Genomic DNA, 18,849 nt, shown 5'->3' on the forward strand with positions numbered 1-18,849 from the left:
CCTACCCCCCCGCACTGGGGGGGGGCGGTTTTCTTCGGGTGGGGGTGGTTTTCGGGGGGGGGGGGTGGGGGGGGGGCGGTTGCGGGGGTTGATGCAGGCGGCGGGGATGAGTAGTCACTGATGCACGTTGCAAAAACACGGAAATAACAGGAGTGATGAATTACCTGTGGCGAGGGAGCTTGCTCCCGCTGGACTGCGCAGCAGGCCCTTTTTTGGGGCCGCTTCGCAGCCCAGCGGGAGCAAGCTCCCTCGCCACATTGTTCGTGCCAGGTTCAGTTCTTACTGCGCCCCAAACATCGCCGTCCAGTAAATCCCCGCATCGCTCTTCGGATCGGTCGCATACGCCGCGCCCAGTTCGCGGAACTGCGGGTTCATCAGGTTGGCGCAGTGGCCGGGGCTGGTCAGCCAGCCTTCGACCACCTTGTGCGCGGTGTCTTGCCCGGCGGCGATGTTTTCGCCGATCTGCTGGAAGTCGTAGCCGGCCAGTTCCGCGCGGTCGCCCGGAGTGCGGCCATCGCGGTCCTTGTGGTCGAAGTAGTTGTTGTTGGCCATGGAGCGCGAGTTGCCTTCGGCGGCGCTGGCCAGTGTGGCGTTCCAGGCCAGCGGCGGCGCGGCGGCGAAGGATTGCGCGCCGCACTGGCGTGGGCGGGTGCGTGCGGCGTTGAGTTCGGTGAGCAGCTTCTGGCCTTCGGTCTGCGCGTCGCCCAGGCTTGCGCTCAACAATGGCCGAGCGACCACGATGCGCCATTGCCGGTCCTGGCGGAAGACGCCGACATCTACGAATTGCGGGTCGAGGACGATCTGGCAAAAACTCTCCTGGATCGCCTTCATCGCCGCGGCTGCATCGCGAGGTCCGGACAGGCTGATGGCCTGCACGTTTTTCATCGGATAACCGGCAGCGGCCATGGCCTGTTGCAGATCACCGATGCTCGGGGCGCTCAGCACCAGGCGCGGGTCGGCCGACAGCGGCGGCAGTTCCGATGACACCTGGCCGGCACAGCGCTGCAGTTGGCTGCGGTAGAGGTTGATCGATTCGATCAATTGCGCTTCGTCCGCCGCCATGGCGTTGGCGGCACATACCAGGCCCAGTGACAAACCGGCCAGGCGCATTGCGGATGAGATGAATCCCATGAAAATCCCCCTTGAGCAGATGGCACCCATGATGCGCGAAGTTGACCCATCCAGGACAACGGATTTATCCAGAGTGTAGTGGTGTAAGCGAAATCATTTCACTACTACACTGAATCGAATCGCTCACCGAGTGACACCGACCATGCGCCTCGACTGGATCGCCACCTGCCTTGCCCTCACGCTGCTTGCCGGCCCGGTATCGGCTACGGATCAAGAGCAAAAAAAGGAATCGGCCGAGAACAAGGCCGAGGTGCTGGAACAGAAGGCTGCCGAGAATAAAAACCCCGCAACGGAACCCAAGGTCGAAGCCATTACCCAGTCCGAGGTCCAGGCCGTTGACCCGGCGGGTGCCGCACCGCTGGACGATGCGATCACGTGCCTGGCCCGTTCCATTTACTGGGAAGCCAAGGGCAAGGACGCTGCCGACATGGAGGCGGTGGCCAATGTGGTCATGAATCGCCTGGGTCACGAGGGCTTTCCGGACACGGTGTGCAAGGTGGTCAAGCAGGGATCGGAAACCAAGAGCTGTCAGTTCTCCTGGTGGTGTGACGGAAAATCCGATTCGGTCCAGGAGGAGGTGCCGTATGCGATGGCCAAGGAAATCGCGCGCAAGGCCCTGAACAAGGAGTTGCCGGATCGCACCCAGGGTGCCTTGTATTTCCATGACCGTACGGTCAAGCCGGATTGGGCCAGGGAATACATCAAGACCGTGGATATCGGCTTGTTCCGCTTTTACAAACCCCATGACGGATCGGCCAGATAGCAGCGGTGATTTCGGCCAAATATTTTATTTTTTTTAAAGTCGCGCGAGGTGTTATCGAAACTGAAATGTTTCTGTTTTATAAGCTTCATAACGTAACCGTGCGCGAATGACGCGATAAGCAGGAACTACACATGCAGCGGATGAGGGTCTGGATCAGTAATCTCGCGCCGATCAAGGCGCTGTCGACGGCGTGCCTGCCATGACCGTCCTGGTCACCGGTGCCGCCGGTTTCATCGGTTTTCATACGATCCAGCGCTTGTGCCGCGAGGGTCAGGACGTCGTCGGTATCGACAACCTCAACGACTACTACGACGTGGAACTCAAGCACGCACGTCTCAAGGTGCTGGAGACTTTGCCGGGTTTTCGCTTCCGGAAACTGGACATCGTCGACAAACCGGCCCTGATGGACCTGTTCCGCGACCATGGTTTTACCGAGGTGGTGCACCTGGCGGCGCAAGCCGGGGTGCGATATTCGCTGGACAACCCGGATGTCTATGCCCAGTCGAACCTGGTGGGTTTTCTCAATGTGCTGGAAGCCTGTCGGCACCATCGCCCCGAGCACCTGATCTACGCCTCGAGCAGTTCGGTGTACGGCACCAACAGCAAGATGCCGTTCAGTGTCGAGGACCCTGTCGAACATCCCGTATCGCTGTACGCCGCCAGTAAGCGTGCCAATGAACTGTTGGCCGAAAGTTACTGCCATTTGTATGGCTTGAAAGCCAGTGGCCTGCGCTTTTTTACCGTCTACGGCCCGTGGGGCCGCCCGGACATGGCGCTGTTCAAGTTTACCGACGCCATCCTCAAAGGCCTGCCCATCGACATTTACAACCAGGGCCAGATGTCGCGCGACTTTACCTACGTCGACGACATTGTCGAAGGCATCGCCCGACTGCGTCCAAAGCCTCCGGTGCCGGAAGGCGGCGCCGCTGGCGTCAACCGGCTCTTCAACATCGGGCGTGGCAAACCGGTGGCGTTGCTGGATTTCGTCGAGTGCCTGGAGTCGGCCCTGCATCTGCAGGCCCGACGCAACTACCTGCCGATGCAGGCCGGTGATGTGGTCAAGACCTGGGCCGATGTCTCGGCACTGGCCGAGTGGGTGGGCTTCAGCCCGCAGGTGACGCTGGAAACCGGCGTCGCAGAATTTGTGCGGTGGTATCGGCAGTTCTACCGGATTTGAAGCGTTCGCCTCTGATCTCGAAAAAATCATAAAAGGCGAGAGGGACCCCATGAGCCAAGACATTTTTGTATCCGTACTGATTCCCGCCAAGAACGAAGCGAACAACCTCAAACCGCTGCTTGAGGAAATCCGCGTGGCGTTGGCCCATGAGTCGTACGAAATCATCGTCGTCGACGATGGCAGCACCGATGCGACCCTGCAGGAACTGCGGCAGATCCGCCACGATGGCTTGAACACCCTGCGCATCCTCCATCACGAGCGGTCGCTGGGGCAGAGCACTTCGCTGTATCACGCCGCCCGCGAGGCCCGCGGGCAATGGCTGGCGACCCTCGATGGCGACGGCCAGAATGACCCGGCGGACATTCCCGGCATGCTGGCGCTGGTGCGCGGCGAACCAGGCAAGGTCGATGTGCAACTGGTCGCCGGGCACCGGGTCAATCGCCGCGACACTGCGAGCAAACGCTACGCCTCGCGGTTCGCCAACAACCTGCGCCGCCGCCTGCTCAAGGACGCCACCCCGGACACCGGTTGCGGCCTGAAGCTGATCGAGCGCGCGGCGTTCCTGCGCCTGCCGTACTTCGACCACATGCACCGCTTCATTCCGGCGCTGATCCAGCGTCACAACGGGCGCATGATCGTGCACCCGGTCAACCACCGGCCGCGCACGGCCGGGGTCTCGAAATACGGCAACCTCGACCGCGCACTGGTCGGCATTCTTGACCTGATCGGTGTCTGGTGGCTGATCAAGCGCACGCGGCTGAACACCATTGCCCAGGAGCTCGAAGGATGATGCTGACCCGTGAAACCCTGTGGCTGGTGGTCGGTTTTGTTGGTCAGATCGCCTTTACCGGGCGGTTTGTCCTGCAGTGGCTGTACAGCGAGTACAAAAAGCGCAGCGTGATCCCGACCAGCTTCTGGTACCTGAGCATCGTTGGCAGCTCCTTGCTGCTGGCCTACGCCATCTACCGTCAGGATCCGGTGTTCATTGCCGGGCAGGCCTTTGGCTCCATCGTCTATTTTCGCAACCTGCAATTGATTGCCAAAAGCCGCAGCGTGAAGGAATAAACCATGCGTAGATCGTTGTCGCCCCGGGTCGAGTGCCTGGGGCTGATGCTGCTTGCCCTGTTGTTGATCGGCGCGGGGCTGGGGCTACGCCAGGCACAGAACGTGGATGAGGAGCGCTTCCTCGGCGTCGCCCTGGAGATGCTGCAGAACGGCTCGTGGTTGATCCCGCACCGTGCCGCCGAGATCTACGGCGACAAACCGCCGATTTTCATGTGGACGGTGGCGTTCTTCACCTGGCTGACCGGCAAGCCCAACATCGCGCTCTACCTGCCGGGACTGTTTTCGGCCGTGACGGTCACGGCGATGGTCTATGACCTGGGCCGTCGCCTGTGGACCCAGCGTATCGGGCGCAACGCCGCGCTGCTGTACCTGGCGACCTACCAGACCTACAGCATCCTGCGCACCGGCCAGATCGACAGCTTTTTGATTCTGTTCACTTCGCTTGGCCTCTACGGTCTGGCGCGGCACCTGCTGATCGGCCCGGCGTGGCGCTGGTTTTACGCTGGCTGCGCGGCCATGGGCATTGGCGTGATCACCAAAGGCGTGGGTTTTTTGCCGGCGCTGTTGCTGATCCCTTACGCCTATGCGGTGCGCAAGGACTGGCCCGGTGTGGTGGCCATGCCTGGCGAGGCCCGCAAGTGGTTGCTGGGGTTGGCCGTGATGCTCGCGGCGATTGCGATCTGGCTGTTGCCCCTGGCATTAGCCATCGCCTTCAATGGCAGCGCCGATGAAATTGCCTATGCGCGGGAGATCCTCCTGCACCAGACCGCAGGCCGCTATGCCGCTGCGTGGCATCACCGCGAACCGTTCTGGTACTTCTTTACCAACGTGATTCCGCAGTACTGGCTGCCGTTGGTGCTGGTGCTGCCATGGCTGGTGCCGGCCTGGCGCCGTCAGTTGCAAAAGCGTGACGGCCGGGTCCTCGTGTTGCTCGGTTGGGTGGTGCTGGTGGTGCTGTTTTTCTGCATCAGCACGGGCAAGCGCAAGTTGTACATCTACCCGGCGCTGCCCGGGCTGGTGCTGGTCGCCGCACCGCTGATTCCGTGGCTGCTCAAGCGCTGGTTCAAAAAGCACCCGCGTTTGCGTCAAGTGTTCCCGGCACTGGTGGCAACCTGGTTTGCGCTGTGGTTCGCCCGGGGTTTCATCGAACCGCTCAAGGACGGCACCAACATCGATCAGGTGCTGATGGCGCAGGCGGCGAGCATGACCCAGAGCGCCGATCTGGTGCTGGTCAACTGGGAGGAGGGGCACTGGTTGTTCGCCCGCCAGCCGATCGTGCATTTCGGCATGGATAATTCGTCCATCGAGAAGGCCGCGCTGTATCTGCGCGAACACCCCAAGGCCTACGCCTTGGTGCCGGATGATGTTTTGAGCCAGTGTTTCAAAGCCGAAGCGGCCCGTGAACTGGGCGAAAACTCACGGGCGAACTGGTCGATCGTGGGCGTGGATGCCGACAACGGCAAATGCCAGCCGCCAGAAACCGGCAAAGCCTATCGGTTCAGCTGGAACGACCCGCACATGGCAGTGGTGCCGGCGCAGGTAGCCAATCCCTGAAGACAAAACCGGGGCCTTCACCCAGTCCCGGGAACCTGTAGGAGCCAGCCTGCTGGCGATGGACTCCAGTGCGCCGCGTTTATCCAGATTGCACGCGTTATCGTTGACCACCATCGCTGGCAAGCCAGCTCCTACAGGGGACCGCGTTCATCCGGTTCGCACGCGTTATCGTTGACGACCATCGCAGGCAAGCCAGCTCCCACAGGGGGCTTCATCGTTCGTCATCTGTCACTGGCTGGCGTCCAGCACCACGCGGTAGCGCGCCTTGCCGCTGCGCAAGTGATCGATGGCCTCGTTGATCCGGCTCATGGGAAACATCTCGACCTGCGGCAGGATCTGGTGGCGGGCGCAGAATTCCAGCATGGCCGCGGTGTTGGCGGGTGAACCGACCGGTGAGGCAGACATGGTTTTTTGCTGGGGAATCAGGTTGAACACGTGCACCGGAATGGCGTCGGGCACGACGCCGACAAAGTGCAGGCGCCCCTTGCCGCGCAGGGTGGCGAGCATGGCGGTCCAGTCGAGATTGGCGTTGGCGGTGACCAGGAGAAAATCCAGGGTGCCGGCAATGGCGTTGAGCGCATCGGAGTCGGTCGAGGCGACCACCTTGTGTGCGCCCAGGCGCCTGGCTTCGTCCTGCTTGCTCAGCGATGAGGTGAATGCCGTGACTTCGCAGCCCCAGGCGTTGAGAAAACGCAGCGCCAGGTGACCAAGGCCGCCGATGCCCACCACGCCGACCCGGTCAGTGGGCTTGATGCCGAATTCCACCAGCGGGTTGAACACGGTCGAGCCGGCACAGAACAACGGCCCGGCCATCGCCGGATCGAGCCCCGCCGGGATCGGCAGGGCCCAGGCCCAGTGCGAGCGGACGCGGTCGGCAAAGCCGCCGTTGCTGCCGATGATGGTCGGTTGCACCGTGCTGCACAGGTTATGCGAGCCTTCGATACAGGACGTGCAATGCATGCAACTGCCCTTGTACCAGCCGATGCCCACCCGTTGCCCCATTTCCAGTCCACGCACCTGGGCGCCCATGCGCACGATACGGCCGACCACCTCATGGCCGGGAATGAACGGGTAGCGGCTGATACCCCAATCGTCGTCGATCAGCGACTGGTCGGAGTGGCAGACGCCGCAATACTCCACGGCGACTTCCACCTCATCGTTGCCCAACGGACCGGGATCGTAGCTGTATCGCTCCAGTGGTGCGCCTGCTGCCGTGGCGGCCCAGCCGGTAAAGGTGGTGAGTTCGCTGCTGTCGCTCATGGGATACCTCCAGATCAGAAGTCAGTGGTCGTGGCCGCTCGGGTGCAGCGGCGGAGCGAGGAAAGTGTAGCGGGTTGCCGGCGGTCCATCGGGCGTGTGCCTGGATACTTGAAAATACAAAGGCGCCCGATTCGGACACAATACCGATACATGAGCGCGGTTTCATGGGCCAGGTCCCACGACAACAGAGAGATCCGCCATGTTCGGCAAACTGCAGCAGGTCGCCAGAATGTTCAGCCAGAGCGCCCGATTGATGGTCGGCGTTCCCGAGTACGACAACTACGTGGCACAAATGGCCCGCAATCGTCCGGGTGAGCCAGTGATGAGTTATGAGATGTTTTTCCGCGAACGTCAGGAAGCGCGTTTTGGCCGGGGGAAATGCAATACGCGGTGCTGCTGACTCGAGGGCTACCTCAGAAATCCAGATCGATCACGAAGGCATCATCGAAGTCGGGGTTTTCGTTGATGCCGTTCTTGGCATAGCCCCGTGGGTTGCAGACCACGCGGGTATTGCCCACTCGATAATCAAAACTGCCATGGGTGTGTCCATGTAGCCACAGTGCCGGCTGCCAGTCCTTGATCCGCGCTTCGAGGTCCGAGACAAAACTCGAGTTGATAGGCGAACCGGCAAAGGTCGGGCTGATGCTCGAGCGGGTCGGGGCGAAATGGGAAACCACCACCGTGGGCGTGCGGCTGTCGCGGGCGAAGCAGTCTTGCAGCCAGGCGACCGTCTGCAGAAACACCAGTTGGGAAGTGGCCGGCGTGAACAGGTCGGGAAAGTCGGGGGCGATCTTGATGTGGCTGAAGTCACGGATCAGCTGAGTCGCCAGGTTGATACCCAGCGCTCGATCCTCGGGGCTGTCGAGCAGGCGATAGTCAGACCACAAGGTGCAACCGAGAAAACGCACGCCGTCGTGGACGTACTCCGAACGTTCCAGCACGTGGATCTGCGTGCCTTGCGCCAGGCTGTTCAACTGTTCGTAGGTGGAGACCAGGTCACTGCCATAGAACTCATGATTGCCCGCCACGTACAGCAGCGGAACCGGGCACGCCCTGGCCCACTCGATGGCCTTGGCGGGGCGCGCGATGTCCCCGGCGAGCACGACAATATCGGCCTCCACGGCAGGAAACGGGACCGCGTTGACGGACAGGTGCATGTCGGACAGCAAGGCGATGCGCATGGATCAACTCCGGCGTGGCTTGGAGGGCAGGCCGTTCAAATTACCTGTTGTTAGCCCGCAGTCACAAGCCTGCTGGTCAGCAAAAAAATGGCGGGAACGGATGTACGCCAATGCCGTGCTCGCCGCCGATCCATTGTGGGAGCGAGCCTGCTCGCGAAGAGGCCGGCACATCCAACAGAGATGTCGACTGACCTTCCGCTTTCGCGAGCAGGCTCGCTCCCACAATTCTGATCTTCAGTGAACGCCAACCCCACGGCTGGCCACAATCCCTGTGGGAGCGGGCTTGCCCGCGAAAGCGGCGTGTCAGGTGCCATCCTTTTTGGAAGTGCCGCCCCCTTCGCGAGCAAGCCCGCTCCCACAGTTGACCTGTTTACTTCAAATACCACCCCCACGGCTGGTCACTGACGTACTCGGTCACCTGCTTGACCTCCAGATAATTATGCAACCCCCATTGCCCCAGTTCCCGGCCGATGCCGCTGTGTTTCATGCCGCCCCAGGGTGCTTCGACGAAGGTCGGTTGCGAGCAGTTGACCCAGACGATCCCGGCGCGCAGCTGGTTGGCGACCCGGGCGGTGCGCTGCAGGTCGGCGCTCATCACGGCAGCGGCCAGGCCGAAGCGGCTGGCGTTGGCCATTTGCACGGCTTGCTCTTCGGTCTTGAAACGCTTGATGCACAGCACCGGGCCGAACACTTCTTCGCGCCACAGAATGCTGCTGTGGCCGGGCTCATCGAAGATCGCCGGCTCGATGAAATACCCTTCAGCCAGATGCGTCGGTCGCCGTCCGCCGGTGAGCAAACGGGCACCACTGGCCAGGCCTTGGTCGATGAAACCGAGCACCTTGTCGTACTGGCCCTGGCTGACCAGCGGCCCCAGCAGAACCCCGGGCTGCATACCGGGGCCGATACTGATCTTGCGAGTTTCTTCCACCAGCCGTTCGATCAGGCGCGGGGCGATGGATTCCTGCACCAGCAGGCGTGATGTGGCGCTGCACACCTGGCCCTGGTTCCAGAAGATCCCGAACAGAATCCACTCCACGGCGGCGTCGACATCGGCGTCATCGAAGACGATGAAGGCCGACTTGCCACCCAGTTCCAGGCTGACGTTCTTGATGTCCCGCGCTGCCGCCGACATGATTTTCGCCCCGGTGGGCACGCTGCCGGTGAAGGCCAGCTTGTCCACGCCCGGATGCTCGGTGAGCGGGCTGCCGGCGTCGGCGCCCAGGCCGGTGACCAGGTTCAATACCCCCGCAGGCAGGCCGATACGATCGGCGGCGGCGGCCAGTTCCAGGGCGGTCAGCGGCGTCAGCTCGGACGGTTTCAACACCACCGTGGCCCCGGCGGCCAAGGCTGGCGCCACCTTCCACGCGGCCATCAGCAGCGGGTAGTTCCAGGGGATGATCTGCCCGGCCACGCCAATCGGCTCGTGGCGGATGCGGCAGCGGAAACGCTCGTCCGACAAGGCCAGCGGCTGATCCTGTTGCTGGTCCAGATCGCGGGCCAGACCGGCGTAGTAACGGAAGCAGGCAATGGCATCGCCGATGTCCCACTGGGCTTCGGGCAGCGGTTTGCCGTTGTCGCGCACTTCCAGTTCCGCCAGTGCCTGTTTGCCGGCTTCCAGTTCATCGGCCAATGTCTCCAGCCACTGCGCACGCTCGGCGCCGCTGGTCTGACCCCAACCGTTGTCGAAGGCCCAGCGCGCCGCGCGCACGGCATGGTCGACATCTTCCTCAGTCCCCGCTGCCACCCGGTGGAAGACTTGTTCGGTGGCCGGATCGATCACGTCCAGATAGCCGCCCAGGTCCGGGCTGACCCATTCGCCGTTGATGTAGAGCTGATCACGCATGGTGCGACTCCTGGACGCCGGTGCGGCGGTTTTGCAGATGGCGGGAAGTGAACAGCAGGGCCAGCGACACGCAGATGATCACCGTGGAAATCGCGTTGATCTCCGGCGTCACGCCGCGGCGGATGGAGGAAAAGATGTAGATCGGCAACGTCGTTTCGGAACCGGCGACGAAGAAGGCAATGATGAAATCGTCGAAGCTGAAGGTGAACGCCAGCAGGAACCCGGCCATGATCGCCGGGCTGATCTGCGGCAGGGTCACCCGCCAGAAGGTGTCCATCGGTGGCGCGTACAGATCCGCCGAGGCTTCCAGCAGGGCCTTGTCGAGGGAATCGACACGGCTGCGCACGATCACCATCACCAGGGCCATGGTGAACAGCGAATGCGCGGCGATCACCGTGAAGAAGCCCATGTTCAACTTCGGCACAGTGGGCAGCCAGCTCGCCAGCAGCGGGTTGATCAGGTCGAACAGGCTGATGAAGGCGATCAGCGTCGAGATGCCGATGACGATGCCCGGCACGATAATCGCGCAGTAGGTCAGCGCATCGAACAGCAGGCGTACCTTGGCGCCGCAGCGCTGCAAGCCGAACACCGCCAGGGTGCCGAACAGCGTGGCGATCACCGCGGAGCTTGCGGCGATGAGTGCGCTGTTGCCCAGGGCTTCCATGATGAATGGGTTGCCGAACGCGGTGCCGAACCATTGCACCGAGCAGCACTGGAAGGCCAGGCCACTGCGCCCGGCGTTGAAGCTGAACAGTACGATCAAGGCAATCGGCGCGTAGAGGAACAGGTACAGCGATGTCGAATAGCTGCGCAGCCACATGTCACAAGCCTCCATCGGCAGGGCGGCCGCCGTAGCGCGCCACCAGTTTCAGATACACGCCGATGATCAGCAGCATCATCGCCACCAGCGTCATGGCCAGCGCACTGCCGAACGGCCAGTTGCGCGATTGCAGGAACAGGTCGACCAGCGCATTGCCGACAAAGAACACCTTGCCGCCGCCGAGAATGGCCGGTATCAGGAACTCGCCCATCAGCAGGATGAACACCAGCATCACCCCGGTGATGATCCCCGGCGCCGACAGCGGCAGGGTGATCCGGCGAAAGCTTTCGAAGGCGCTGGCGCCCAGGTCGGCGGACGCTTCGAGCAGGCGCTTGTCGAGTTTTTCCAGGCTGACGTAGATCGGGAACACCATCAGCGGCAGGTAGCCGTAGACGATGCCGATCAGCACCGCCCACGGCGTGTTGATCAGCCGCACATCCTCAAGCCCCAGGCTGGCCAGCAGCGCCGGAATGCCTTTGCCGCTGAGGATGAAAATCCACGCATAGGTGCGGATCAGAAAACTGGTCCAGAACGGCACGATCACCAGGGTCAGCAACAGCGAACGGTTTCTGCTGACCTTGACCGCGAGGAAGTACGCCAGCGGATAGGCCGCCACCAGGCACACCAAAGTGCCCAGCGGTGCGAGCATCAGCGTGTTGCTGAACGCTGCGCCGCGAGAGCCGAGGTTCAGGTAGTTGGCCAGGGTGAAGCCACCGGCATAACCGCCCACGGCGCTGCGCTCGCCGAAACTGAAGACCAGGATGATCACCAGCGGCATCAACAACAGCAGCAGGAACCACAGGGTCGAAGGCAAGAGCATCAGCAGGGTGATGCGCCGGCCGAGGCTGCGCCGTTGGCGAACCTCGGCCGACAGGGCATGGCCCGGCTGCACCGTTTGCGGGTGGGCGGCGGCATTCATGGATGACTCCTCATTGGCCATGGTCAGGCGATCAGGCGGACTTGAAACGCGCCATCAGTTCGGCACGCGCCGGGCTGGTCAGCGTCGCGGCGGCACCGAACTCCAGCGGGCTCAAGGCCTCGGCGGCCGGGTACATGATCGGGTCGTCGAGCATCGCCACCGGCAGCAGCGCGTCGACACGCTTGTCGCCGCTCGGGTAGCCGTGGCTCAGCACTTCCAGCTTGTTGTGCTGCGGATCGAGCAGGTAGTTGATGAACGCGTAGGCGGCGTCCTTGTGCTCCGAGCTTTTGGGAATCGCGAAGAAGTCGCTCCACAACTCGCCCCCTTCCTTGCCCAGTTCGAACTGCATTTGCGCGTTGTCGCGGTGCAGTTGCGAGGCGTCGCCGGTCCACGACATTGCCAGCCAGGCATCGCCGCTGCGCATCGACGGCTGAATGTCGGAGTTGATCGCGAACAGGTGCGGCTTGACCTCGATCAGCAGCTTTTCCGCATCGGCCAGTTCTTTCGGGTCCAGGGAGTTGAAGCTGTAGCCGAAGCTTTTGAGGGCGTTGCCGATGGCGGTCAACTGGTAGTCGTGGACCATCGTCCGACCGCTGGCCGGGCCCTGGGCGGCGACCCAGAATTCCTTCCAGCTGGTCGGGCCGTTTTTCAGCTTGCCGGTGTCGTAGAGCATGCCGGTAGTGCCCCAGTTTTTCGGCACCGCGTAGACCTTGCCGTCCACCGTACCCTGGGCCATGAATTTCTGCTGGAACGCCGAGGCATCGAAGTTGGGAATGCGCGACAGGTCCAGCGGTTCGATCAGGCCTAGCCCGACATAGGTGCTGATGGTGTAGTTGGTCGGCACCAGCACGTCCCAGCCACTGCCGCCGGCCTGCAATTTGGCGAGCATTTCTTCGTTGGAACCGAACACGCTCATCGACACCCGGGCGCCGGTGGTCTTGCCGAAGGCGTCGAGGTTTTCCTGGCTGTGGTAGTTCGGCCAGGTCGCCAGCGACAGGCGATCACCGAGCTTGGCCTGCTCGGCAGCCTCGGCGCTGGAGGTCAGCAGGCCGGGCATGTTGGTCGCGACCACGGCAGCGGCGATGCCAAGGCCGGTGCGGCCAAGAAACTCGCGGCGGCTGATCGAGCCGTTCTGCCAGCTGCGCAGGGTTTTTATAAAAGTCTTCTGGTCCATAGCACGCTCCACATCCGGTTGATGAAACGAATCGATGATTTACAACGCCATGGCCAGGCCATTGGCGTGATCCCAGCCGACGCGAACCGCTGCGCCGTGTTCGAAGGCATTGGCGCCGTGATCCTGCTGGCGCGGCACCCGCACGCAGACCACGCCTAAGGCCTGGGTGCGTACGCGGTACTCGGTGGAATTGCCCAGGTAAATGCGGTCTTCGACGCAGCCCGGCAGCTTCACTTCGCGGCACATTTCGGCATTGGCGCCGGCGATGCTGATCAGCTCCGGGCGCACCGCAATGCAACCGGCGGCGTTGGCGCTCAGGCCTTTGCCGGTAGGCGTCAGCGGGCTGGTCAGTTCCAGCCCTTGCTCGGTACGCAGCACCACCGAATTGCCGTTGAGCTGGCGCACGGTGCCGTCGAACAGATTGGACTCGCCGATAAAGTCGGCGACGTAGCGGCTGGCCGGGGCTTCGTAGAGTTGTTCCGGGGTGGCGGTCTGGATGATCGAACCGTTGTGCATCACGCTGATGCTGTCGCTCATCGACAGGGCTTCTTCCTGATCATGGGTGACCAGCACGAAGGTGATGCCGACCTCGCGCTGCAAACGCAGCAGTTCCGATTGCATCTCCTTGCGCAGCTTGCGGTCCAGCGCGGCCAGCGGCTCGTCGAGCAGCAACACCGTCGGCTTGTTGACCAGTGCGCGGGCGAGGGCGACACGCTGTTGCTGGCCACCGGAAAGCTCGCTCGGCTTGCGCTGGCCAAAGCCGCTCAGGCGCACCATTTCCAGCGCTTCATCGGCCATGCGCAGTTGCTGTTTCTTGTCCGGGCGCGGTGTGCGATAGCGCAGGCCGTAGGCAATGTTCTGCGCCACGGTCAGGTGCGGGAACAGCGCGTAATGCTGGAACACCATGTTCACCGGCCGCTCGAACGCCGGCACACCGGCCACGCTTTTACCGGCCAGACGAACCTCGCCGCTGGTGGGTTGCTCGAAGCCGGCGATCATGCGCAGGGTAGTGGTCTTGCCACAGCCCGAGCCGCCGAGAAAGGAATGAAACGAGCCACGCCGCACCGCGAAATCCAGACCGCTGACGGCCTGCACCTCACCATAGCGTTTGACCACATTGCAGAATTCGATATCGCTTGGCGGGGTGTTGTTCACGAGGCGGGCTCCCTTGCAGTGATGAATCAGTGCGTCGGTGGCCAAACTAGCAATGGGGGTTTTGCGGTGTATATATCCCTACGGGGATAGAAGCAGATTACTGTAGGAGCGAGCTCGCTCGCGATGGACTCAAGAGCGCTGCGTTCAGCCAGTCATCCCGCGTAATCGTTAACGACCATCGCGAGCAAGCTCGCTCCTACACAAAATGCAGATGCGTGTTTAAAGACATCCGGGGTTACTTCGCGAAGGCTACACCACCTTGCGTCGTTGCCTACAGGTACGCCAGAATCCGCCGGCTTGTGCGTCTGGAACGTGGGTCTTATCGTTTGCCGGTCACTGAAAAACAGTGATCGGGTTTGGTAGCCCGAGTTCGTTCTAGGCGCATTACGTCACCTGAATACAGTCATTTTTTGGACTGTGCTTTATATGGTGGCCATGCGCGGGGCTCCCTTGCGGGCGCCGGGTTCTAGTGCGACCGGTCTACCAACCCGCGTGTGGCCGCCACCTTCGTTTGGTAGCGAGGGTGATGGCTCCTTACTATTCGCGCTAGAGGTCCATTCTATGTTCAAGGTCACACCCAACCCGCCGGACACCGATCCGGCATCCCCGTACGAAAGCCTCGATTCAAGCAAGCTCCACGAAGCCGCCGAGCGCGCCCTCAACCCGGGCCCCCACATCATGGCCACCCCTCACAAACCCAGCACGATGTTCATCGTCAATCCCGAACTCAATACCGAGACCTTGCTGGTGCACGCCTGTGAGTCGCTGGCGTCGGCCAATGTCATGGCCAACGATCTGGTGGATCATCTGGAAGGGTCGAGCCGCAATGCGCTGTTGGGCATCGCGCAGGTGATCATGTTGGGGGAGTTGGCGGTGAACCGCGCACTGGATCAACTTGATCCGCCCTGACCACAATCTTCAGATCACCAGTAGACCTGTGGGAGCGAGCTTGCTCGCGATGGCGGTATGTCAGACACATCAATGTTGAATGTGCTGCCGCTATCGCGGGCAAGCCCGCTCCCACAGGGTTTTCTGCTTACCGACAGGTATCAGGCTTGCAGCTTGAGCCCAGGGGAGCAGGATCAGCTTGATCCGCCCTGACCACAATCTCCGGATCACCGACAGACCTGTGGGAGCGGGCTTGCCCGCGATGGCGGTGTGTCAGACACATGGATGTTGAATGTATGGCCGCAATCGCGATCAAGCTCGCTCCCACAGGAATATGCGTATACCAACGGGTATCAGGCTTGCAGCCTGAGGCCGGGCGCCTGCAACGGATCCTCCGTCAGCTCCCGAATGAACAACCCCAGCAACTCCGACTGGCTGCCAATCCCCAGCTTGGCGTAGATGTTCTTGCGGTGAATTTTCACCGTGCCGGGGCTGATGTTCAGTTGTTCGGCCACCGACGCGCTGGAGTGGCCGCGCAGCAACAGCTGGACGATCTCCTGCTCGCGCCCGGTGAGGATGTGCGCGCCGAAGTGGTCGAAGGCTTCGCGGATCTTGAAGTCCAGGTCTTGCGCCGGGCGCGGTTGCTGGGCCTGGCGCAAGCGCCAGGCTTCATTGATGACTTGCTCGACCACCGCTTGCGCGCATTCGACGAGCTGCATTTCGTCCCGACTGAAGGCGCAACTGGCACTGGAGCGCATCAGCGACAACACCGCCGTGGCGCCACCACCGAGGTCGACGAAGAACGCCACTTCCTCGGCCAGGCCGGTCTGCTGGTAATAGGTCAGGAAGTATTCGCCAAGGTAGAAATGGTCGGGGGCGAACTGGCGCAAACGCCACAGTCCCGGTGCCTGGCCACGGGTGCAGGCCAGGTAGAAGGGATCGAGCAGGTAAGGCCCGCACTGGTAGTCGTCGACATACACCGCGCGCTTGTCCGCCGAAAACGTATCGAACAACGCCAGGGGCCGGTGATTGCCTTCGTAGACAAACAACACGAAATGATCGACCGGGCAGATTTGTCGAAGCCAGTGGCTCAACCCCGACAGCCGCGCATGCCCGGCAGGCAGGTCGAGCAGGTGAGCGACTCCGGTGGTCCAGAGTTTCAGTTCCTTGGGGCGCATGGCGGCTACAGGCAGAAGAGGATGGCCTTTGGATGCACAAAGTACGCCATGGCGGGTGGCCCCCTGTGGAGCGGGGTGGCAGACGGCAAGGCGTTTAAAAGATGCACCGCATTGGGGCCTGGTGTTACCGAGTGCTACAGGGCTGGTAGCAGAAATGATCAGGCGGTCGAGTGGTGCTGGACGATCTGGATGAGGTTGCCGCAGGTGTCATCCAGTACCGCGAGGGTGACCGGTCCCATCACCGTCGGCGGGCGGGTGAACTGAACCCCGGCGGCGCTGAGCCGGGCATATTCGGCCTGCACGTCGTCGACGCCGAAAAACGTGCAGGGAATGCCGTCCTGCTTGATCGCGCTCTGGAAGGTTTTTGCCGCGCCGTGGGCATTGGGTTCCAGCAGCAGCTCGACGCCATCGGGATCGCCCGGGGACGTCAGCGTCAGCCAGCGGTGTTCGCCGATGGGAATGTCGTGCTTGAGTTCAAAGCCGAGTACATCCCGGTAGAACGCCAGGGCCTTGGCCTGATCATCGACGAGCACGCTGGTGACTACGATTTTCATGGGGTGTTCCTCCTGATGACCATTCACGCTCCCGAGGGGCGTTGTCCAGTAGACGGCAACAGTATGGTCAGAATTCCCAGCAGTGGCAGGAAAGAACACAGCGTGTACACATACTCGATGCCATGGATATCGGCCAGATGCCCGAGCAGCGCAGCACCGATCCCGCCGAAACCGAACATCAGGCCGAAGAACACCCCGGCGATCATGCCGACGTTGCCGGGCACCAGTTCCTGGGCGAAGACCACGATGGCCGAGAATGCCGAGGCGAGGATGAAGCCGATGATCATGCTCAGCACGCCCGTCCAGAACAGGTCGACGTAGGGCAGGGCGAGGGTGAACGGCGCTGCGCCGAGGATCGAGAACCAGATCACCCGCTTGCGGCCGATCCGGTCGCCGATCGGGCCGCCAAAGAACGTACCCGCCGCGACGGCACCGAGGAACAGGAACAGGTACAGCTGCGAACTGGCCACCGACAGGTCGAATTTTTCGATCAGGTAGAAGGTGAAGTAACTGGTGAAGCTGGCCATGTAGAAGTATTTGGAAAACACCAACAGCGCCAACACCACCAGGGCGAAGGTCACCCGCCGTTTCGACAGGCCGTGGGTGGCCTTGCTGCCTTGCTTGAGCTTGAACAGGTTCAGGTGATTGCGATACCAGCGGCTCAGGCCGTATTGCACGAGGATGGCGAACACCGCGAACAGGCCGAACCAGGCGACGTTGCCCTGGCCATAGGGAATGATGATCGCGGCGGCCAGCAAGGGGCCGAAAGCGCTGCCGGCGTTGCCACCGACCTGAAAGGTCGACTGTGCCAGGCCGTAGCGACCGCCCGAGGCCAGGCGCGCCACCCGCGAGGTCTCCGGGTGAAAGGTCGACGAGCCAACCCCCACCAGCGCCGAGGCCACGAGAATCGCCGGGAAACTGCCGACCATCGACAGCATCAGGATACCGATCAGGGTGCAGACCATGCCGGCCGGCAGCAGCCACGGTTTGGGATGACGGTCGGTGTAGAAACCGATCCAGGGTTGCAGCAATGAGGCGGTGAGCTGGAAGGTCAGAGTGATCAGGCCGACCTGTGTGAAGCTCAGGCCATAAGTGGCCTTGAGCATCGGGTAGATCGACGGCAGCACGGCCTGGATCAGGTCGTTGATCAGGTGCGCCAACGCACAGGCGCCGATGACGCGCATGACCAGCGGGCTGGCCTGGCTGGCGACCGAGACGGTGGGTGAGGGCGAGCTGAGGGTGGTGGTCGACATGGGCGGGTATCCGGATAAAAAACGCGAGCCGCGAACGCAAGGCGCAGCCAATTTCAGGGTTCGGCGTTATCCTATGGCCCACAAAGTCGCCCGTCTCGCGCAACTCGGGCACCGACCATCGCAAAAAGGGCGTCATGATCAAGCCATTGCAGGCATTTCTTGCGGAGATCGACCAGGGCGACTGGAGCGTTCGCAGCAGTGCGACCGACTACCCGGAAAACTGGTTTATCGCGCCGCATTCCCATGAAAAGCATCAACTGATCTATGCCATCGAAGGTGTAATGGTGGTGCACGCCGCCACCAGCCAATGGACAGTGCCGCCGAGCCGTGGCATCTGGATGCCGAGTGGGGAAGTGCACTCGATTCGCTGCGTGGGGCCGATCAAGATGCGCAGCGTGTTTGTGCATCCCGGCGCCAGCCCGGACCTGCCTGGCGAAACCCGCGCGGTGAGTGTGTCCGCCTTGCTCAGTGAGCTGATCAAGGTCTCGGTGGATTTCGATTTCAATGGCGATCCGGATTCGCGGGAAGCCCGGGTGCTGCGGCTGATCCTGGACGAACTGACGATCCTGCCGACCTTGCCATTGAACCTGCCGCAGCCCACCGATCAACGGATCAACCAGATCTGTAGTGCATTGCAGCAAGACCCGGGCGATGGCTCGACCTTGTCGGACTGGAGCGCGCGGTTGAGCCTCGACGCCAAAACCATCCAGCGCCGCTTCCGCAAGGAAACCGGCATGACCTTCGGCCAATGGCGCCAGCAAGCGCGACTGCTGCTGGCGCTGGAACGCATCGCCGTCGGGGAGAAGATCATCGACATCGCCGGGGAGCTGGGGTACGACAGCCCGAGCGCGTTCACCACCATGTTCAAGAAGCAGTTCGGCAAGACGCCGAGTGATTTTTTCAGGTGAGGCGGCCGCCCGTGGGACGGCCGCTT

Annotated in this window: 19 protein-coding genes; 8 read left to right on the forward strand and 11 right to left on the reverse strand. The window is 62.2% G+C overall.

Annotated features, from left to right (window positions below):
• Nucleotides 1-279 precede the first annotated feature (279 nt).
• Complete coding sequence (locus C9422_RS26680; protein WP_116582756.1) at nt 280-1,131, reverse strand: CAP domain-containing protein; 852 nt, start codon at nt 1,129-1,131, stop codon at nt 280-282.
• Between the two features lie 142 nt (nt 1,132-1,273).
• Between C9422_RS26680 and C9422_RS26685 the strand changes: the two genes are divergently transcribed.
• From C9422_RS26685 to C9422_RS26705, 5 genes are all read left to right on the forward strand, one after another.
• Nucleotides 1,274-1,894 (forward strand): cell wall hydrolase, encoded by a 621-nt coding sequence (locus tag C9422_RS26685; protein ID WP_116582757.1) that lies wholly within the window; start codon nt 1,274-1,276, stop codon nt 1,892-1,894.
• 199 nt (nt 1,895-2,093) lie between these two features.
• Entirely contained in the window at nt 2,094-3,071 is a 978-nt protein-coding gene (locus C9422_RS26690) for an NAD-dependent epimerase (protein WP_116582758.1), read from the forward strand.
• Between the two features lie 49 nt (nt 3,072-3,120).
• The gene (locus C9422_RS26695; RefSeq protein ID WP_104447479.1) at nt 3,121-3,861 is read left to right on the forward strand and encodes a glycosyltransferase family 2 protein; all 741 of its coding nucleotides are present in this window, start codon (nt 3,121-3,123) and stop codon (nt 3,859-3,861) included.
• Nucleotides 3,858-4,136 (forward strand): lipid-A-disaccharide synthase N-terminal domain-containing protein, encoded by a 279-nt coding sequence (locus C9422_RS26700; RefSeq protein WP_116582759.1) that lies wholly within the window; start codon nt 3,858-3,860, stop codon nt 4,134-4,136. The genes C9422_RS26695 and C9422_RS26700 overlap by 4 nt, the downstream gene beginning before the upstream one ends.
• A 3-nt stretch (nt 4,137-4,139) precedes the next feature.
• A complete protein-coding gene (locus C9422_RS26705) occupies nt 4,140-5,690 on the forward strand; it encodes a glycosyltransferase family 39 protein (RefSeq protein ID WP_116582760.1) in 1,551 nt (516 codons plus the stop codon).
• A 228-nt stretch (nt 5,691-5,918) separates the two neighbouring features.
• Here C9422_RS26705 and C9422_RS26710 read toward each other — a convergent pair whose 3' ends face one another.
• Entirely contained in the window at nt 5,919-6,950 is a 1,032-nt protein-coding gene (locus C9422_RS26710; RefSeq protein WP_116582761.1) for an NAD(P)-dependent alcohol dehydrogenase, read from the reverse strand.
• Nucleotides 6,951-7,149: 199 nt separating this feature from the next.
• On the opposite strand from C9422_RS26710, the gene C9422_RS26715 reads away from it, so the two are divergent.
• Nucleotides 7,150-7,350 (forward strand): YbdD/YjiX family protein, encoded by a 201-nt coding sequence (locus C9422_RS26715; protein ID WP_116582762.1) that lies wholly within the window; start codon nt 7,150-7,152, stop codon nt 7,348-7,350.
• 13 nt (nt 7,351-7,363) lie between these two features.
• Here C9422_RS26715 and C9422_RS26720 read toward each other — a convergent pair whose 3' ends face one another.
• From C9422_RS26720 to C9422_RS26750, 6 genes are all read right to left on the reverse strand, one after another.
• Nucleotides 7,364-8,131, reverse strand: a complete 768-nt coding sequence (locus C9422_RS26720) for a metallophosphoesterase (RefSeq protein ID WP_116582763.1) — start codon at nt 8,129-8,131, stop codon at nt 7,364-7,366.
• Nucleotides 8,132-8,501: 370 nt separating this feature from the next.
• Complete coding sequence (locus C9422_RS26730; protein ID WP_116582764.1) at nt 8,502-9,974, reverse strand: aldehyde dehydrogenase family protein; 1,473 nt, start codon at nt 9,972-9,974, stop codon at nt 8,502-8,504.
• Nucleotides 9,967-10,794: an ABC transporter permease gene (locus tag C9422_RS26735; RefSeq protein ID WP_104447473.1), complete on the reverse strand. Its 828-nt coding sequence runs from the start codon at nt 10,792-10,794 to the stop codon at nt 9,967-9,969. Before C9422_RS26735 ends, C9422_RS26730 begins: the two co-directional genes overlap by 8 nt.
• 1 nt (nt 10,795) lies before the next feature.
• Nucleotides 10,796-11,713 (reverse strand): ABC transporter permease, encoded by a 918-nt coding sequence (locus tag C9422_RS26740; RefSeq protein WP_102702569.1) that lies wholly within the window; start codon nt 11,711-11,713, stop codon nt 10,796-10,798.
• A gap of 31 nt (nt 11,714-11,744) precedes the next feature.
• The gene (locus tag C9422_RS26745) at nt 11,745-12,887 is read right to left on the reverse strand and encodes a PotD/PotF family extracellular solute-binding protein (protein WP_102702570.1); all 1,143 of its coding nucleotides are present in this window, start codon (nt 12,885-12,887) and stop codon (nt 11,745-11,747) included.
• A 39-nt stretch (nt 12,888-12,926) separates the two neighbouring features.
• A complete protein-coding gene (locus tag C9422_RS26750) occupies nt 12,927-14,042 on the reverse strand; it encodes an ABC transporter ATP-binding protein (protein ID WP_116582765.1) in 1,116 nt (371 codons plus the stop codon).
• A 561-nt stretch (nt 14,043-14,603) separates the two neighbouring features.
• On the opposite strand from C9422_RS26750, the gene C9422_RS26755 reads away from it, so the two are divergent.
• Complete coding sequence (locus C9422_RS26755; RefSeq protein ID WP_116582766.1) at nt 14,604-14,951, forward strand: DUF6124 family protein; 348 nt, start codon at nt 14,604-14,606, stop codon at nt 14,949-14,951.
• Between the two features lie 332 nt (nt 14,952-15,283).
• Here the strand turns inward: C9422_RS26755 and C9422_RS26760 are convergent, their stop codons facing one another.
• The 3 genes from C9422_RS26760 to C9422_RS26770 form a co-directional block, all read right to left on the reverse strand.
• Complete coding sequence (locus tag C9422_RS26760; protein ID WP_008001844.1) at nt 15,284-16,108, reverse strand: response regulator transcription factor; 825 nt, start codon at nt 16,106-16,108, stop codon at nt 15,284-15,286.
• Between the two features lie 158 nt (nt 16,109-16,266).
• On the reverse strand, nt 16,267-16,662 hold the full coding sequence (locus tag C9422_RS26765; protein ID WP_116582767.1) for a VOC family protein: 396 nt from the start codon (nt 16,660-16,662) through the stop codon (nt 16,267-16,269).
• A 23-nt stretch (nt 16,663-16,685) separates the two neighbouring features.
• Nucleotides 16,686-17,915, reverse strand: a complete 1,230-nt coding sequence (locus tag C9422_RS26770) for an MFS transporter (protein ID WP_116582768.1) — start codon at nt 17,913-17,915, stop codon at nt 16,686-16,688.
• Between the two features lie 134 nt (nt 17,916-18,049).
• Between C9422_RS26770 and C9422_RS26775 the strand changes: the two genes are divergently transcribed.
• Nucleotides 18,050-18,823 (forward strand): helix-turn-helix domain-containing protein, encoded by a 774-nt coding sequence (locus C9422_RS26775; protein ID WP_116582769.1) that lies wholly within the window; start codon nt 18,050-18,052, stop codon nt 18,821-18,823.
• Nucleotides 18,824-18,849: the final 26 nt, after the last annotated feature.

Source organism: Pseudomonas sp. B1(2018), from assembly GCF_003097365.1.
GTDB lineage: Bacteria > Pseudomonadota > Gammaproteobacteria > Pseudomonadales > Pseudomonadaceae > Aquipseudomonas > Aquipseudomonas laurylsulfatiphila.

Coding starts and splice junctions, on each gene's coding strand:
- C9422_RS26680 (WP_116582756.1), bottom strand. CDS start 1,131: ATGGGATTCATCTCATCCGCAATGCGCCTGGCCGGTTTGTCACTGGGC.
- C9422_RS26685 (WP_116582757.1), top strand. CDS start 1,274: ATGCGCCTCGACTGGATCGCCACCTGCCTTGCCCTCACGCTGCTTGCC.
- C9422_RS26690 (WP_116582758.1), top strand. CDS start 2,094: ATGACCGTCCTGGTCACCGGTGCCGCCGGTTTCATCGGTTTTCATACG.
- C9422_RS26695 (WP_104447479.1), top strand. CDS start 3,121: ATGAGCCAAGACATTTTTGTATCCGTACTGATTCCCGCCAAGAACGAA.
- C9422_RS26700 (WP_116582759.1), top strand. CDS start 3,858: ATGATGCTGACCCGTGAAACCCTGTGGCTGGTGGTCGGTTTTGTTGGT.
- C9422_RS26705 (WP_116582760.1), top strand. CDS start 4,140: ATGCGTAGATCGTTGTCGCCCCGGGTCGAGTGCCTGGGGCTGATGCTG.
- C9422_RS26710 (WP_116582761.1), bottom strand. CDS start 6,950: ATGAGCGACAGCAGCGAACTCACCACCTTTACCGGCTGGGCCGCCACG.
- C9422_RS26715 (WP_116582762.1), top strand. CDS start 7,150: ATGTTCGGCAAACTGCAGCAGGTCGCCAGAATGTTCAGCCAGAGCGCC.
- C9422_RS26720 (WP_116582763.1), bottom strand. CDS start 8,131: ATGCGCATCGCCTTGCTGTCCGACATGCACCTGTCCGTCAACGCGGTC.
- C9422_RS26730 (WP_116582764.1), bottom strand. CDS start 9,974: ATGCGTGATCAGCTCTACATCAACGGCGAATGGGTCAGCCCGGACCTG.
- C9422_RS26735 (WP_104447473.1), bottom strand. CDS start 10,794: ATGTGGCTGCGCAGCTATTCGACATCGCTGTACCTGTTCCTCTACGCG.
- C9422_RS26740 (WP_102702569.1), bottom strand. CDS start 11,713: ATGAATGCCGCCGCCCACCCGCAAACGGTGCAGCCGGGCCATGCCCTG.
- C9422_RS26745 (WP_102702570.1), bottom strand. CDS start 12,887: ATGGACCAGAAGACTTTTATAAAAACCCTGCGCAGCTGGCAGAACGGC.
- C9422_RS26755 (WP_116582766.1), top strand. CDS start 14,604: ATGTTCAAGGTCACACCCAACCCGCCGGACACCGATCCGGCATCCCCG.
- C9422_RS26760 (WP_008001844.1), bottom strand. CDS start 16,108: ATGCGCCCCAAGGAACTGAAACTCTGGACCACCGGAGTCGCTCACCTG.
- C9422_RS26765 (WP_116582767.1), bottom strand. CDS start 16,662: ATGAAAATCGTAGTCACCAGCGTGCTCGTCGATGATCAGGCCAAGGCC.
- C9422_RS26770 (WP_116582768.1), bottom strand. CDS start 17,915: ATGTCGACCACCACCCTCAGCTCGCCCTCACCCACCGTCTCGGTCGCC.
- C9422_RS26775 (WP_116582769.1), top strand. CDS start 18,050: ATGATCAAGCCATTGCAGGCATTTCTTGCGGAGATCGACCAGGGCGAC.